Here is a 16,033-nt window from a genome sequence, read left to right on the forward strand (position 1 = left end):
TTAACGTAACCTAGTACTCAGTTGGAGGAAGTCCCCCTAAGCCATTGATTAAATATTATGTATTGTTAGACAATGCGGCTTATACTAACGATAAATTAACTAAGAAAAAAGTATTAATATTGTGATTAAGTGTAATAACAAGCTAACACTGCTTTTCATCTGTCTATTTTCCTTATGGAACAGTGCTTGCCAGCCTGCAGAGGACAAGCCTGTACAGCGTTGGCAGCATGCTACAGATGGTGCTTATGCAGCTAATATTTCTAATGATGGCAAATACAGTGTTGTCTCTTCTATTTATCATGGCTTAAGTTTATGGGACATAGAAGAGAATGCATTAAAATACAGCTGGTCACAACAGCAAGATAGTAGCGATAATTTAGTGCTGTTAGCCGATATATCCAATAATAATAGCCATGCATTGACCGCAAATCGAGAAGCGTTTTCGTTGTGGAATATAGCAACAGGGCAATCAGAAGGTTATTGGAAAGTACGTGAGTCAACGATTCGTGATATTGCCTTGTCTAATAATGGTGACTTTATTTTACTCGGTAAAAGTAATGGCACCGTTGTTCACATTACCATGAGCAATGGCCGTCGCTTAGAGTTCTTAGGTCATACAGAAAAAATTAATGCGGTTGATATGCTCCCCAATGGCCGTATCGCTATTTCAGGAGGCAATGATTACGTCGCTTATGTATGGGATACAGAAAGTGGGCAGGTTATTTACCGATTTAATCATCCCAGTCGCGTTACTATGGTGGCTCTAGACCCTAAAGGTCGGTTTGCTTTTACTGCCGACAGTAAAAAATCTTCAAACATATGGGATTTAAAAACAGGTAAACGCATTAGCCAACTTCAATACTATAACCGTCACGAAATATTTAGCTCAGTAAGGTTTTCTGATGATGGTACTCAACTATTAACAGGAGCCCCAACTCGAAAAGTTAGCCTATGGAGCATACTAACCGGAGAGCGGCTTGACAGCTGGCGAGTTACGCCAAAAGAAAGTATACGTGCTGCAGGCGCGGTAGTGTATAGTGTCGCCTTTCGAGGAAAGAACCAAATAATCACCGAAAGTTCATCAGGATACGCTGAGCTTTGGCAAAGAAAGTCGCGTTAGGTACCCCAAATTATGACAACAGAAATACAAAAAAAAATCATCGAATTACAAGAAAATGTTGAAGCGCTGCAATCTCGTAATGCCTTTCAAGACGATGTTATTGAACAGTTGAATAATGAACTTGCTGTTCATCAATTAGAAATTTCAGACATTAGGGCACAGCTAAAGTTAATCGCAAGTCGTGTTCAAGATAATAATCCGGGTCAAAATCAGTCGCAAGATATCGAACCGCCACCACCACATTATTAACTCTTAACCTGAGCTTTCATTCAAATAAATACCAAGCTGAAATATTTCAGCTTGGTAAAATAACGATTTATTCTTGCTTAAAAATACCAATCACTTGCTCTTGCGGACGGATTTCTTTAACGACATGCTCTTCTGGCTGTGACATTTGATGCCCACAGCTAACACAAGTAACTTTTTCAACATTATTTTCTTTTGTTAATCCCATGGTGTCCATAGCATTACATTTCGGGCAAATAGCGCCAGCAATAAATCTTTTTTTCATGTGTTTCAATCCAAATAAAATCGAGTTGTATTATTTTACCTTGAATCTTGTCGATAGGAAAAGGACAATAGCGGCCTGAATTAAAATGAGTAATAATACACAATGATCATAGCCACCGATTTAAGCTTAGATAGAGGCGCTAAAAACCTCATAAAATCATCAAGCTTTACTATTCATCCTAATCACAAAGTCGGCTTAGTTGGCGCTAATGGCTGTGGAAAATCTTCTTTATTTGCGGCCTTATTAGGTGAGTTACAGCCCGACAGGGGCGATGTAAATATGCCTTCAGGCTGGGATGTCGCGACAGTAAAACAAGAAACTCCCGCCCTCGAACAATCAGCCTTAGATTATGTGATGGACGGAGATAAAGAGTTTCGTCAACTTGAGCAACAACTTGAGAAAGCTCGATTAAATGATGATGGCAACCAAGAAGCGTTAATTCTCAACCATATTGACGCCATAAATGGCTACAGTTTACCCGCCCGTGCCAGCGAGTTATTGCATGGTTTAGGTTTTTTACAAGAACAACTAGGTGATGCCGTAAAGGATTTTTCTGGTGGTTGGCGCATGCGTCTTAACTTGGCTCAAGCGTTAATTAGCCGCGCAGATTTACTTTTACTCGATGAACCCACTAACCATCTAGATTTAGATGCGGTAATTTGGTTACAGCGTTGGTTAAAACGCTTTACCGGTACTTTAGTGCTTATTTCACATGATCGTGATTTTCTCGATGACGTTATTGAACAAATTCTTCATATTGAACATCAACAAGCAAAATTATATTCGGGTAATTATAGCGCCTTTGAGCGTCAGCGCGCGGAACATTTAGCACAACAAGATGCTCAATTTCAAAAACAGCAAAAAGAAGTTGCTCACTTAACCTCATTCGTCGATCGCTTTAGAGCAAAAGCCAGTAAAGCAAAACAAGCACAGAGTCGTTTAAAGCGTTTACAAAAATTACCTGACTTAGCACCCGCACATGTTGATAGCCAATTTACCTTCAGTTTCAAAACACCGGAAACATTGCCTTATCCGTTATTAGCGTTAAAAGAGACAACCTGTGGCTATAATCCAGAAACCATTATTTTACGTGATGTCGGTCTCACGCTGGTACCCGGTAGTAGAATCGGTCTTTTAGGACGAAATGGTGCGGGTAAGTCGACATTAATAAAGTCATTAGCCGGCGATATTGCCTTAATTAAAGGCGAGCGTTATTGCGCCCAAGACTTAACTGTTGGTTACTTCTCTCAACATCAGCTTGAACAATTACATATGCCAAGTAGTGCGATTGATCATATTGTTCGTGCTAAACCTGAGACTACAGAGCTACAAGCGCGCAATTTTTTAGGTAGCTTTGGTTTTACTGGCGACCAAGCACTTTCTCCGGTAAGTACCATGTCAGGTGGAGAAAAAGCACGTCTGGTATTGGCGTTAATTGTTAATGAAAAGCCACAATTACTTCTCCTCGATGAGCCCACTAACCATCTTGATTTAGAAATGCGTCAAGCACTTGTCTTTGCTTTACAAGACTTTGAAGGGGCTATTATTTTGATTGCCCATGATCGCTTTTTATTAGAGTCGTGTGTTGATGAGTTTTTCTTAGTTGCCAATGGTCAAGTTAGCGAGTTCTCTGGTGATATTGATGACTATCAACAATGGCTTAATGAAGACAAAAAACAAACACTGAAAAATACTAAACCCGCAAAGTCTCTTGAGGTTGTTGATAAAAAACAATTACGCAAAGACCAAGCTGAATTACGTAAAAAAGCATCTCCACTGCGTAAACAAGCCGATAAATACGAGAAGAAAGTGCAACTGCTGCAAACTGAATTAGCTGAAGTTGAAGGAGTATTAGCCGAAAGTGAGATATATCAAAGTGAACATAAAGCACGCTTAGCCGTACTCATTAAGCAACAAGCTAAGCTCAAAGCAGATGTTGAAGAAAATGAAATGTATTGGCTCGAATTAGAAGAACAAATTGAAGAAATTATGTTGCAAGCTTCACTGTAAAAATTAATCATTAAATTATATTACTTGCTACACTTAATAATCATACGATTAAAATAATGAGAACGTTATGAAAAAAACAATATTCGCCCTTTTTTGTCTATCTATAGTAAGCAGTGTTTCGAGCTTTGCTTATCAAGGTGATCTTGACCAAGGCATTTATGAATTAAACCGTGGTGCTTTTAAAGCGGCTATAAATGAATTTGAACCCTTAGTTGCTCAGGAGTATTCTCCTGCGCAGTATCAAATGGCGCTTATTTATTTAAATGGTTACGGCGTTACAAAAGATCCCAAAAAAGCGTTGGAATTAATGTCCTTAGCCGCTTCACAAAATCACCCCGACGCACTATTTAGTTTGTCACTGATGTATTCTGACGGAGTCATCGTTAAAAAAGATTTAAAAACCGCTTTTGCACTGATGGAAAGAGCAGCGATAAGAGACTCCGTTGCCGCACAATTTAATCTTGGTGTTATGTATTTCAATGGCACGGGTACATATAAAGACTATCCAAAAGCCGCACGTTGGTATGAAACTGCGGCAAAGCAAAACTACGCCCTAGCCCAGTTTAATTTAGCACTGATGTATTTTGAAGGATTGGGTGTTGAGAAAAGTGTAGAGATGTCTTTTATATGGAATATTATTTCCGCAAGTAATGGTTATCAAAATGCAGGAAAAAGTCGCGATATGGACTCCTTAAAACTCAGCAATGTAGAAATAGCTCAAGCAAGGGAAAAGGCTGACCGACTTTATCAACAAATTATCGAACAAGAAGCATTAAAAGCTAAACAATAAAACCTTAGCTCTAAAAAATAAGACAATAATCTAAGGGATAAATTTAAGGTTCATTGATCTATATCACAACCATAAAGTAACCCACGATTTAAAATGGCTATAACATTACGTTATAGCCATTTTTGTTATAACTCAATTATTTTTATGGAGTCTATTATGAACTTTTTCGATATGATTATTAATGATCCCGTTGTACTTTATTCTTTTGGCGGATTAGCAATTCTTTTAGGTATTGGTGCTTTCTATGTTTATTATTTTCTTAAAAACATCAATGAAAATAATTAGGTAAAAACCTGTAGAAGTTGATTAAAGTTGCAACCTTCTAAATTAAGGTGGAAACCGTTAAATAAAGTCAGCAACTGCAATTATTACGTTTAAGCACCGAAAATATCTTTCAAAAAATTTAATTAAACGTTGAAGTAGTTAATTTCTACAATATAACCCTAAGGGCAATAGCTGCCAAAGAGGAGTCTTTAGCAACCTAAAATTTTGCAGGCGTATATTTTACTGTTTGATACGAATATAGACATTAAAGATTTAACCTCAGGTATCGCTCATCTAAAAAAGCAGTCATTAAGATTGTTGTACTCCTCATTAAAATACGGTGTTCACCGTTAAATTATAAATTGTTACTTATAACACTTTTTATACTAAAACAGTTGACCCTACTACCGTGGTAAGCTTTAACCTCAACTTAGTTCTACAATTCAATTAAGATGAGAAGCTTATGAATACAACTACACAATTCAAAATTGACGGTATGACCTGTGCTTCATGTGTCGGTCGTGTTGAAAAGGCCTTACACAAAGTGGTTGGCGTGACAGATGTTACCGTTAACCTAGCTACAGATACGGCTACTATTCAAGGCACTGCCAGTCATAGTGAATTAATTACCGCTGTTATTGAGGCTGGTTATCAAGTGCCCGTAAAGGTAAAGCAATTTGGTATTGGAAAGATGAGTTGCTCCTCTTGTGTGACGCGGGTCGAACAGGCATTGTTAAAAGTAACCGGTGTGGTCGATGCATCGGTCAATTTAGCCACCGAGCACGTACAAGTAAAAACTTTATCCTTTGTAACGGATGAACAACTAGCCCAAGCCGTGACACAAGCCGGTTACCTTTTTATCCCGTTGAACAATGACAGCGTGATAGAAAAGCCCAGCCAACATCAGCCTTTTTATACTAAAGCCTGGTGGCCCGTATTGGGAGCAGGCCTACTTACCTTGCCACTGGTGTTACCCATGTTAGGCATGTTGTTTTCCCAACAGTGGATGTTACCGCCAGTTTGGCAATGGCTATTAGCTACGCCAGTACAGTTCTATTTTGGCGCTCGCTTTTATCGTGCAGGCTGGGGAGCATTAAAAGCTGGCATGGGCAACATGGATCTTCTTGTCTCCATAGGTACCAGTGCAGCCTACGGACTATCTTTGTATTTGTGGTGGAGCTTTAATAGCGCTCATGGCATGCCGCACTTGTATTTTGAAAGTAGTAGCGCAGTAATAACCTTGGTTCTGCTGGGTAAATATTTAGAACACAAAGCAAAACGCCGAACAACTGATGCACTTAGAGCATTGGAAAATTTGAAACCTGTTGAGGCAACAGTGCAGCGCTTAGGTAAATGGCAAAAAGTGGCCGCTTCATCAGTAAAATCCGGAGAAAAAGTTAAAGTAATACCGGGCGAAAGCATCCCTGTTGACGGTGAAATTTTGCAGGGCCAGAGTCATCTGGATGAGGCGTTAATTAGTGGTGAATCAATTCCGTTAAGTAAAAAAGAAGGTGACGTTGTCACGGGTGGCTCACTTAATTTGGACGGTATTTTGGAGATCCGTGCCACGAATGTTGGTAGCGAATCTACTTTATCTAAAATCATTGAATTAGTAGAGCAAGCCCAAGGTGCAAAAGCTCCCGTACAAGCAATAGTAGATAAAGTCAGTAGTATATTCATTCCTGTGGTGTTATTGGTCGCACTTACCACCTTATTGGTGTTGGGTTTAGTATTTGATGACTGGACCAATGGCATTCTCAATGCGGTAGCCGTTTTAGTGATTGCCTGTCCATGTGCACTTGGTTTAGCAACTCCAGCAGCCATAATGGCAGGTACAGGAACCGCTGCCAGATTAGGCGTATTGGTTAAAGATGCAGTGGCGTTAGAGCAGGCAAAAGAAATAAATTTAGTGGTATTTGATAAAACAGGCACCTTGACCCAAGGCAAACCTGTTGTAAATGAGATGAGGGTCATCAGTGGTAGTGAAGAAGCAGTATTGCAGCTGGCCTATTCCTTACAAATAAATAGTGAGCACCCATTAGGCAAAGCTGTGGTTGAAAAAGCATTAGCCAGCGAAACACAACCAATACCTGTCGCGGAATTTCAAGTTGTCGCGGGTTATGGTGTCAAAGGCAACATTGGTGACAATTTAGTCTTGATGGGCAGTAGTCATTGGATGCAAGAGTTAGGGGTAACACTGCCAACCGAAAAAATAAAAATACCAGGTGCTTCTGTTTCTTGGTTGGCTAGTCAGCAGCAAGATAAGATCACATTACTTGGGCTGTTTTGTTTTAGTGATAAATTGAAGCCTGATGCGCTGCAGGCTGTGAAGTTATTGCAACAACAAGGTATAAAGGTAGCTATGCTTACTGGTGACAATCAAGCGAGTGCAACATCGGTAGCGACAGAATTACAGTTAGACGATTTTAAAGCTGAGGTGTTGCCTGCAGATAAAGCAAAATATATTCTGCAATATCAAGAGCAAGGTTATCAGGTTGCTATGGTTGGTGATGGCATTAATGATGCGCCAGCGCTAGCCCAAGCAGATTTAGGTATGGCAATGGCGTCTGGTACTGATGTTGCCGTTAGCGCAGCTTCTTTCACGTTAATGCGCAGTAAACCAAGCCTAGTCCCCACGGCATTGATCATTGCAAGGCTAACTTATCGTAAAATACAGCAAAACCTGTTTTGGGCATTTATCTTTAATGCTGTGGGAATTCCACTAGCAGCCTTTGGTTATCTTGACCCTATTATTGCCGGAGCTGCGATGGCATTTAGTAGCTTATTTGTCGTCAGTAACGCATTGTTATTGCAACGTTGGACTCTTAAGGAGAAATAACATGGCGAAACTTGTCACCATAGGTAAAGCCTCTACTTAACAGGGGTATCGGCCAAAATGATCCGATACTATGAAGAAATTGGCGTATTAAAAAAAACGAGTCGCACAGATGCAGGTTATCGACTTTATAACCAAGCACACATACAACAATTGGGATTCATCCGTCGTTCGAGAAATTTAGGTTTTTCCATGATTGAGATTCAGTCACTGCTCAAGTTCTGGCTCAATACTGATAGAGAAAGTCGACACGTGAAGCAACTAGCGTTGAGTCATTTACAGGAGATAAATGAAAAAATATTGGAGCTAGAGCAAATGAGAGCAATATTACAAAAACTAGCTGATCAATGTGATGGTGACGATAACCCTGACTGCCCTATTTTAGAAGGTTTAGCTCAACTTTCATCTGAATAACGAAGGATAATTTTTTTTTGTTATACTAACAGCACTTGTCTATGTTGATTGTCATGCATTATCTGCACAATTAATCTTAAATACTGAGGTGTGCTTATTAACTTATCTATTAATCAATCTTCCTCTACGCTCAATGTAATTGAGCGTCAAAACAAATCACGTGAAGAAAATGATGAAAAGGTATACTCATTAATCAACGAATATAAGACAACAAGTTTATGATGGCGTTTAGCCTTGTAAGCTTTTTTTTAGCCTAAAAATATCTATTTATTTTCAATTCACATACAATAATAAAACTGATAAACCACAACAGACCACTATAACTTTAAATGTTTACTCAAAGTCAATTCACTCCAGCTTGGTGGCTACACAATCCTCATTGCCAAACTATTATTGCAAAATTTTTAAGATCTAGAAAACAGCTAGAAACTTGCAATGAAACAGTGGAGTTACCTGATGGCGACTTTATTGATTTAGCATGGACCGATAAACCTAAACCTAATGAAACTCGTCCTTTAGTGGTTGTTCTTCATGGTTTAGAAGGTTCAGTTAACAGTCATTATGCTAAAGGAATGTTATCGGCTATTAAAGATAAACAGTGGATCGGAGTGCTAATGCATTTTAGGGGCTGTAGTGGACGAGTCAATAGAAAAGCACGTTCGTATCATAGTGGCGATACTGATGATATTAGTTATTTAACGCAATTTTTAAAGAAAAAATATCCACAGCTTCCAATGACAATTATTGGCTTTTCTTTAGGGGGTAATGTACTAGCGCGTTATTTAGCAAAAGAACCTAATAATCCTTATCAAGCCGCTGCAATCATTTGTGCCCCTTTACATTTGGCCAGTTGTAGCAAGCGGATTAACAAAGGCTTTTCGCGTATATATCAGAAATATCTAGTGGGCATGCTCAAAGACAGTATTAAGGATAAAATGGACAGTAATCTACTCTCTGCTCCGCTATCGCAAAGACTGGCCCATAAGCTCGATGAAATTAAGACCATTTGGCAATTCGATCAACTGGTGACAGCCCCTATTAACGGTTTTGAGAGCGCTGAAGATTATTATCATCAGGCGAGTGGACGTTTTATTTTGGATAAAATTAAACAACCCTGCTTAATTATTCATTCAAATGACGACCCTTTCTTATGTGATGAAAATACCCGTGATATTAGCAGTATTCCCAGTAACATATGTTTTGAGGTCAGTAAAAAAGGGGGGCATGTTGGCTTTATCAATGGTAATAATCCCTTAAGACCAAAGTTTTGGCTAGAACATCGTGTTCCAAATTTTTTAGAGAGCTACCTATGATAATCCCCTACAAAGATCTACAACCCGATACGTTAACAGGTATTATTCGAGAGTTTGTTTTACGTGAAGGTACCGAATATGGTGCGGACGATGTGTCTTTGTCCGAAAAAGTGGCGCAAGTAAAAATACAACTTGCTGATGGTAGTGCGTTTTTAGTTTATTCAGAGCTTCATGATACGGTAAATATTTTACCCATTGATCAGTTTGAACAACAACAAAACGAACAAGAACAAACGCAATAGTTATTTTATAACAACGAACACCCTATGGATGTTCGTTTCTCATTTGCTATTGAGTGAAAGCTAATACAAAACTTACCGGCACGGCATAAGCAATGCTTGGTAGATTTGCTAATGATTTTAATTTATTAATGCCTGCCACTAAAGCAAAGTCTTCGGCCTTAATGATAGCCGGCTTTAAGGTGCTCACTAACATATGATTTGCTGATAGCTTAGCCACCATAACATTCAATGTAAGTTCTTGCTGGTGACCATGTAAATTCAGGCTACCCGTAAGTGACATTTTCTGACTTGAACCGATAGTTATCGCATCAATATCTACACGATTAAGTTGCGCACTAAAGCTCGCTTGTGCAAAAGTTGCTGTTTCAAAGAGAAACTCCGCCATTCTTTGATCACGTATCGCAATATTGGTGTCAACACTGCTTAGGTCAATGGTCACATTTGCCAGGCCGCTATTGTTGATAACACCCGTAAATTCTTTAAAGCTATGACTTTCAGCCACAGTGCCTTTTTTAATCGACACAAAAGTTAACGATGAATTTTTAGAGTCCAACTGCCAAGCACTATAGGCTGGTGCCGTAAGCAGGAGTGAAAGGCTTAAAATAAAAGTAGATATAATACGCATAATAGGTCCTTTGAAAATAAAATAAAAATTAAGAGCGTCGCGCTCGATGAGGGGTCACAATACTTTGCCACGGAATATTACTCGCACCTAAAGTCATAAAGTCAGGATTCATTAATCCTTCCCGTTGATTATAAGTTAACGGTAAAAACTCACTATCAATTATTGAGCCTCCTGCTTGTTCGATAATACAATGGCTCGCTCCTGTATCCCACTCACCTGTAGGACCAATACGTAAGTAACAATCTGCACCACCTTCAGCAATTAGACAGTTTTTCAGTGAGCAACTGCCTAATGCCACATATTCAAAAGCAAAGTTTTCGTTGTTAAGGTATTGCCCCATTAGGCTGAGCTCTTGTCGACGGCTTACCGCCACTTTGATTTTTCGTTTGCCATCATATTTAGCGACATGAATTTGCTGGCTACCGGTATGGCTTTCTTTAAAAGCGCCAAGCTTATTTTGTCCATAGTAGGTGAGTTGGTGATCTGGTGCGTGAATAACACCAATACTTGGCCAGCCATTTTCCACCAAAGCGACATTAACAGCAAAATCGCCACTGCCTTTAATAAACTCACCTGTCCCATCAATAGGGTCGAGTAGCCAATATCGTGACCAATTTTTTCTTTGATTAAGCGCTAATGCACCAACTTCTTCAGAAATAATAGGAATGCCAGGTGCCAAGCGTGACAGCTCTTGCATCAATACATCGTTAGCCGCATAGTCAGCACTAGTAACTGGGCTATTATCTTCTTTAATTTCTGACGTGTAATTGCCCGACTTGTAATGCTTAGTAACTTCTAGGCCTGCTTTTTTTGCACTTTCTATCGCGATGGCGAGTAACGTTTCATTGTTCATTAATCTTCACTTACTTTTTCTTTTGAGTGTTATTTTAAAATATTCTTAACTAAATCTTTTACCAGCATTAGAGCAGCTATGCTTCTTGCTTCATTAAAGTCAGGTTGGGCAAGTAATGAATGATAGTCGGCAAGTTTCCATGAGACAACTTCTAGCTCTTCAGGTTCATCACCGGGGAGTTTTTCTGCATATAAACTTTCAGCAAGAAATATTTCCATTGAGGCAGAGAAAAAAGCCGGTGCTGTTGCGACTCGATGCACATGGGTGAATTTATTCGCCCCATAGCCGACTTCTTCTTTTAACTCACGATTAGCAGCATGCTCTGCACTTTCGCCTTCATCAATAAGTCCTTTCGGGAAGCCAAGCTCATATGTATGGGTGCCAGCACAATACTCGCGTACTAATAAAAACGTTTCATCGTCTAACATAGGTACAATTAATACAGCGCCTCGACCGTAGCCTTGCATGCGTTCATATTCTCGCTCTACGCCGTTACTGAAGGTGAGATCTACTTGTTCTATAGCAAACAAGCGACTCTTGGCAACTTGCTTACGTTGAGTGACTTTGGGAAGTGTTAAACTATTGCTCATGGTAGCTAAACCTAAGAGTAAAATATTAATAATATAGTTTTAGAATAGCACGTTAACTTTAGATATAATTAATAATTAATCGCTCTTAGGAAAAAAAATATGCTTAATTGGTCAAAAATTTCTACCGTACTTTTAGATATGGATGGAACGATTTTAGATTTACATTTTGACAACCATTTCTGGCTCCATCATTTACCACTACGTTACAGTGAGCATGCAAAGATTTCACTTGAGCAAGCAAAAGAAAACTTAGCAAGCCACTATGAAAGAGTTGCTGGGACCATTGACTGGTACTGTTTAGACTACTGGGCTGAACAAACCCAATTACCGATTCAAGCATTAAAACGTGAAGTACAACACTTAATTAGCTTACGCGATGATGCTCATGATTTTATGGTGGCACTACGAGAGAGTGGACGAGAAATAATACTGGTTACTAATGCTCACCCAGATAGCTTGTTGCTTAAGATTGAACGCACGCAACTCGATAAATATTTTGATGTTTTATATTCTACGCATGAATTTGGTGTTACCAAAGAATCACAATTATTATGGCAACGTCTTCAAGAGAAACAAGGTTTTAGCCTAGAGAACACCTTGTTTGTTGATGATAGTATCAATATTTTAGCATCGGCTCAACGCTATGGTTTTGAACATTTATTAGCGGTTGAAAACCCAGATAGTCAGAAAACGCCACATATTGTTAACGATTACCCATCTACATCAGACTTTAGAACATTAATTGATGAAATAAAGAAATATCCCATTAAGTAATGGCTATTATTCATCCTGACGTAAAGCCAGGATGAAATAGGTTTAGCCTAAGTAACGATTAATCACCGTATTAAATGGCTTAAAAATTCAATCGATAGCGCCCTTGGTTATCAGCTTTGCCAATAAAGGACAGCAGTGGCTTTAATTTTTCAGGGAAGTTAGCACCTGGCTTTAAATAACCATTTCCAGAAGCTCTATTGGTATTATGCAGATAAGCGGTAAACGTGAGTCCAAGATCGTTTTCAGGGGCAATGATAAACGCAAGCGCCCCTTTTTCACAAGCCAACTCAGCAGATAACGTACCTAAATTTGCTTTTTCTGATAATGCGGTGATAGCTGCCTTGTTCCATTTTATTAAGCCCTTCATTTGCTGACATACAGGCTTGCCGAGTATAAATTCATCAACACTGAGTTCAATAAGGTTGTGGGCTTGCATCGGGATAGCTAGATTAAGCTTTTCCGTAATTTGTTGCGCAGCTACTGTGATATCAACATTTGTAATTTTTATCTGCTTAAGCAATTGGCTTGCTGTCAACCTACCTTCTGGTCCACTGACTAAGGCACCGCCAAAAGTTAACTTAATTGTCGGGTCAAGCATCAATAATGAGAGGAAACTTAACTCACTACTGACGTTGTTAATGTCGACATTATCAATGCGGACTTGTTTTGCATAACTTTGCCACACTGTGCCAGAAAGTTGAGATACTTGGCTGTTTTTTGGTAAATTAATAAAGCTAACCACCCAAGCTGCAGGCATAGTTGCAATTAAAAAAATCAAATATAAACTAAAGAACATTGCTCCGTAAGCAAACCACTTTTTCATTAACCTTTTCCTAATTGTAAGCGACGAACTCTAACAACGCCGTTGCGATCGGCTTTACTTAAATCAATACTTTTCACTAATAAACCTTCATTATTGGCTAAAAATTCAAGCCAACTAAGTAACTGTGTAAAGGGGACTTCATCAATCCATACTTGTAAGTCTTCACCTTGAGGTTGCAAGCGAGCTATCGAAATATTATTACGACCGGCACTGCTGTTAACAATACTAGAAAGGCTGGCATTGCTGGCTGATGATGCCACTCTTTTTTGTGACTGTTGATAGCGCAGGGTATTTTCTTGCACCCAGGTATAAAGCGCTTGTTGGCGCATGATTTTTTGTTGAGTTTTATCAGTATTAGTAACCAATGGTTGCCACACTGCGCTGTAAAATAAAAACAGCACTACAACAAAGCCCATCATAGCAACGAGTCGTTGCTCAGAGCTTTTTAATTGTTGCCACCACGTTTTCATTATCGCCCCTTACTTGTGTTTGTTGATTGCTGATTATCATCATTACTGGTTATGCTAAATGAGCCAGAAATTTGATCACCTTGATTATTTTGCGCGCCCATAGATACCGTCAGATTACTCTCTTCAAGAGCGATTTTTAACTTATCAAAATACTGATAATCACTGGCAATTGCCTGCATACGGATCTCGTTGCGCTTACCATCAAACTTCAACGTTTGGGGTTTTATTTCAGGCACTAAAGCTAACGCTGGTTGCACTTGAGTTAAGATAGCTAAAAAGCCACTTTCTCCACTAGCCCCTCCTACTTCTTTGAGTTTCTGCTTAAGTTGGGAGCGAATAGTTGAGACTCGGACTCGCTTAGTTTTTGGAAAAACCTTTTTATAGGTACTAATGATTTGCTGTTCAATTTCAGCCTGTTGACTATGAAGCTGTATTAATTCGGCACCTTTAATACCGACATTAAGCAATAAAGCGAACATGGCAATACCTGCGGCCAAAAACCAACTTTTTAGCACGGGTGAGCGCTGTTCTTTAACTTTGAAGTCACCCTGTAGTAAATTGAACTTACCCGCTTTTTCATGATTATATGTAGCGGCTAATAACGCCAAAGGCAGCTCTTCTGGCATCGCATTGATGGTCAGTTTAGCGATGGTTTCAGGTAATATTGAATAAGCATTTAATGAGAAACTGTTGGGTACGTCATTATTGCTATCATTGTCCGCTACTGATTTTTGCTCACCGCTAATTTTCTCTACTGTTTGAGTACCACTAAGTGACTGACTAATTAACGGCCAAGTGTTGCTGTCTATGGTGATCCCTTGCCATTGTCCTTGGCGTATCAGTATTTGCTCACCTAATACAATTGCACTACCAACATTCACTTCATTAGCCAGTGGCATTGCAAGTACATCTGGGATGATTTTTTTACAGGTAATATCCGCACTTTTTAACCACCCTTGCCATAATGCCAACTGAGCAGATTCGATAATTGCAACAAAGCAATTGTGCGCACTACCGACAATTTTGATATCACTATAAGCGAAAAATAACTCTTCAACATCTTGTGCTAATTCATCTTCAAGCATATACGGCACAGCTAAGCGCATCGCTTTTGAAGATTTACTGGGTACCGTTAAACTTTTCAAACTGATATCACTGGCTGGCACAAACGTAATGACTTCACGTTGTTTGGCTTTCTCAGCTAATTGCTCTAACGCATTGGCATTGGGGAGTTCACCACTGGCAATGATGCCTTCTTGATCGTCACTAAATATTACCCAGTGCACTACGTCTTTTGCGTTAGTACCTAATCGGATATATAACTTTTCGGTCATTACTCTCGTCCTATGGTACGACTCACTACGGAGATATTATTATTGCTTTCAACTTTCATTAAAGTGCTCAACGCGAAGTAGCTGTCATTAAAACTAGCGATACTTTTTAGTTTAAAATAATGGCTAACAACATCGAACTGCTCTTTTTGATCATTGGTTATTTTTGTATGTTTTGATATATCGGCTAAATTAAAAAACTCATCTCGTGTTTTAAAACCAGCACCCTCTCGGCTAGCCAAGGCATTTTCTGCATCCGCTAAAGGAATACCTAAAAAAGCCTCCAACAATTCAGGTTGGTCGCTTCTTATGGTGTTTACATTTATTTTATGGAGATTGTTATTAGGTATTACGCAAGCATACTCTTTTAATTTATTAATAACCGGCACAGTAAAGTGTTCAATTAAGCGTAGTTCGGTAATACTGGCCAAATAATAATTAGCGGGTAAATAAGGAAACTCTTTTGCAGAGTAATCATTATCTTCAGCACCACCAGCACTAGCTATAGCGCTGTTTTGATCAAGCCAGTCAACCAATGCATCGGTCATGTATTCAGCATCAAACTGACTAACACCTTCAACATTAAGCGACATAATTAATTTTTGGAAAGCGTCTTCTATTGGACGCCTTTGAGTGCCCGTAGGAGTAGCATTATCATCAGGCCTTAAAGCATTTAAATTAAAACAGGCTTGCATATCAAAAATTTCGCCGGTAATTTGTCCAAAGTCAACAGGATAACTTGTTTCGCCTTGAGCCCAAATTTGTTCTAAATGCGTTACGTCTTTTTCATCTTTAAAAACATTGATTAATATTCTTTTTGCAAACGCTTCTGCGCCCATCGCATACCAATAAGCCTGCTGATTTAGCGTAACATTATTAGTACGTTGCATCTGCAACTGCAAGCGCGCAGTCATCTGTGTGGCTAATACGGCGGCTAACGCGACGATAAGCAAAACAGTAATTAACGCCACACCGGTCACTTTTTTAGCGGTCGACTTACTCATATCAGTACGGCACTGAGAGTTCTTCATTAGACCTCCCATAACGAACAGCACAATACGTAGGCT

18 protein-coding genes are annotated in these 16,033 nt (G+C 39.2%); 10 read left to right on the forward strand and 8 right to left on the reverse strand.

What is annotated here, in order from left to right:
- Positions 1 to 121 precede the first annotated feature (121 nt).
- The gene (locus H4J56_RS06345) at positions 122 to 1,120 is read left to right on the forward strand and encodes a hypothetical protein (protein WP_310733830.1); all 999 of its coding nucleotides are present in this window, start codon (positions 122 to 124) and stop codon (positions 1,118 to 1,120) included.
- A gap of 12 nt (positions 1,121 to 1,132) precedes the next feature.
- Complete coding sequence (locus H4J56_RS06350) at positions 1,133 to 1,369, forward strand: SlyX family protein (RefSeq protein ID WP_070374932.1); 237 nt, start codon at positions 1,133 to 1,135, stop codon at positions 1,367 to 1,369.
- A 67-nt stretch (positions 1,370 to 1,436) separates the two neighbouring features.
- On the opposite strand, the gene H4J56_RS06355 is transcribed toward H4J56_RS06350, so the two are convergent.
- On the reverse strand, positions 1,437 to 1,631 hold the full coding sequence (locus H4J56_RS06355; RefSeq protein ID WP_070374933.1) for a YheV family putative zinc ribbon protein: 195 nt from the start codon (positions 1,629 to 1,631) through the stop codon (positions 1,437 to 1,439).
- A gap of 102 nt (positions 1,632 to 1,733) precedes the next feature.
- Here H4J56_RS06355 and H4J56_RS06360 point away from each other — a divergent pair, with 102 nt between their 5' ends.
- The 7 genes from H4J56_RS06360 to H4J56_RS06385 all read left to right on the forward strand — a co-directional run bounded on the left by H4J56_RS06360 (position 1,734) and on the right by H4J56_RS06385 (position 9,500).
- A complete protein-coding gene (locus H4J56_RS06360; RefSeq protein ID WP_182214697.1) occupies positions 1,734 to 3,641 on the forward strand; it encodes an ATP-binding cassette domain-containing protein in 1,908 nt (635 codons plus the stop codon).
- Positions 3,642 to 3,708: 67 nt separating this feature from the next.
- Positions 3,709 to 4,431, forward strand: a complete 723-nt coding sequence (locus tag H4J56_RS06365; protein ID WP_182214699.1) for a tetratricopeptide repeat protein — start codon at positions 3,709 to 3,711, stop codon at positions 4,429 to 4,431.
- Between the two features lie 156 nt (positions 4,432 to 4,587).
- Positions 4,588 to 4,716: a DUF3149 domain-containing protein gene (locus H4J56_RS19640; RefSeq protein WP_157470907.1), complete on the forward strand. Its 129-nt coding sequence runs from the start codon at positions 4,588 to 4,590 to the stop codon at positions 4,714 to 4,716.
- A gap of 442 nt (positions 4,717 to 5,158) precedes the next feature.
- Positions 5,159 to 7,534 (forward strand): heavy metal translocating P-type ATPase, encoded by a 2,376-nt coding sequence (locus tag H4J56_RS06370; RefSeq protein ID WP_182259029.1) that lies wholly within the window; start codon positions 5,159 to 5,161, stop codon positions 7,532 to 7,534.
- Positions 7,535 to 7,591: 57 nt separating this feature from the next.
- Entirely contained in the window at positions 7,592 to 7,945 is a 354-nt protein-coding gene (locus tag H4J56_RS06375) for a MerR family DNA-binding protein (protein WP_259368164.1), read from the forward strand.
- A 329-nt stretch (positions 7,946 to 8,274) separates the two neighbouring features.
- Entirely contained in the window at positions 8,275 to 9,258 is a 984-nt protein-coding gene (locus tag H4J56_RS06380; protein ID WP_182229919.1) for a hydrolase, read from the forward strand.
- A complete protein-coding gene (locus H4J56_RS06385) occupies positions 9,255 to 9,500 on the forward strand; it encodes a YheU family protein (RefSeq protein WP_182214706.1) in 246 nt (81 codons plus the stop codon). The genes H4J56_RS06380 and H4J56_RS06385 overlap by 4 nt, the downstream gene beginning before the upstream one ends.
- Positions 9,501 to 9,546: 46 nt before the next feature.
- Here the strand turns inward: H4J56_RS06385 and H4J56_RS06390 are convergent, their stop codons facing one another.
- From H4J56_RS06390 to nudE, 3 genes are read right to left on the reverse strand one after another with little or no spacing between them, the layout of a single operon-like run.
- The gene (locus tag H4J56_RS06390; protein WP_182214708.1) at positions 9,547 to 10,125 is read right to left on the reverse strand and encodes a YceI family protein; all 579 of its coding nucleotides are present in this window, start codon (positions 10,123 to 10,125) and stop codon (positions 9,547 to 9,549) included.
- A gap of 28 nt (positions 10,126 to 10,153) precedes the next feature.
- Positions 10,154 to 10,978: a 3'(2'),5'-bisphosphate nucleotidase CysQ gene (cysQ, locus tag H4J56_RS06395; protein ID WP_182214710.1), complete on the reverse strand. Its 825-nt coding sequence runs from the start codon at positions 10,976 to 10,978 to the stop codon at positions 10,154 to 10,156.
- 29 nt (positions 10,979 to 11,007) lie between these two features.
- Positions 11,008 to 11,568 (reverse strand): ADP compounds hydrolase NudE, encoded by a 561-nt coding sequence (gene nudE, locus H4J56_RS06400; RefSeq protein ID WP_182259030.1) that lies wholly within the window; start codon positions 11,566 to 11,568, stop codon positions 11,008 to 11,010.
- 99 nt (positions 11,569 to 11,667) lie between these two features.
- Between nudE and yrfG the strand changes: the two genes are divergently transcribed.
- Positions 11,668 to 12,342 carry a GMP/IMP nucleotidase gene (yrfG, locus tag H4J56_RS06405; RefSeq protein WP_182259031.1) on the forward strand — a complete coding sequence of 225 codons (675 nt, stop codon included), beginning with the start codon at positions 11,668 to 11,670 and terminating at the stop codon, positions 12,340 to 12,342.
- 79 nt (positions 12,343 to 12,421) lie between these two features.
- Here yrfG and H4J56_RS06410 read toward each other — a convergent pair whose 3' ends face one another.
- From H4J56_RS06410 to gspK, 4 genes are read right to left on the reverse strand one after another with little or no spacing between them, the layout of a single operon-like run.
- Complete coding sequence (locus H4J56_RS06410) at positions 12,422 to 13,165, reverse strand: type II secretion system protein N (RefSeq protein ID WP_182214715.1); 744 nt, start codon at positions 13,163 to 13,165, stop codon at positions 12,422 to 12,424.
- Positions 13,165 to 13,635, reverse strand: a complete 471-nt coding sequence (gene gspM / locus H4J56_RS06415) for a type II secretion system protein GspM (RefSeq protein WP_182259032.1) — start codon at positions 13,633 to 13,635, stop codon at positions 13,165 to 13,167. Before gspM ends, H4J56_RS06410 begins: the two co-directional genes overlap by 1 nt.
- A complete protein-coding gene (gene gspL, locus H4J56_RS06420) occupies positions 13,635 to 14,969 on the reverse strand; it encodes a type II secretion system protein GspL (protein WP_182259033.1) in 1,335 nt (444 codons plus the stop codon). The genes gspM and gspL overlap by 1 nt, the downstream gene beginning before the upstream one ends.
- On the reverse strand, positions 14,969 to 15,997 hold the full coding sequence (gene gspK / locus H4J56_RS06425) for a type II secretion system minor pseudopilin GspK (protein ID WP_259367710.1): 1,029 nt from the start codon (positions 15,995 to 15,997) through the stop codon (positions 14,969 to 14,971). The genes gspL and gspK overlap by 1 nt, the downstream gene beginning before the upstream one ends.
- Positions 15,998 to 16,033: the final 36 nt, after the last annotated feature.

Source organism: Colwellia sp. BRX8-4 (genome assembly GCF_014077345.1).
Taxonomy (GTDB): domain Bacteria; phylum Pseudomonadota; class Gammaproteobacteria; order Enterobacterales; family Alteromonadaceae; genus Colwellia_A.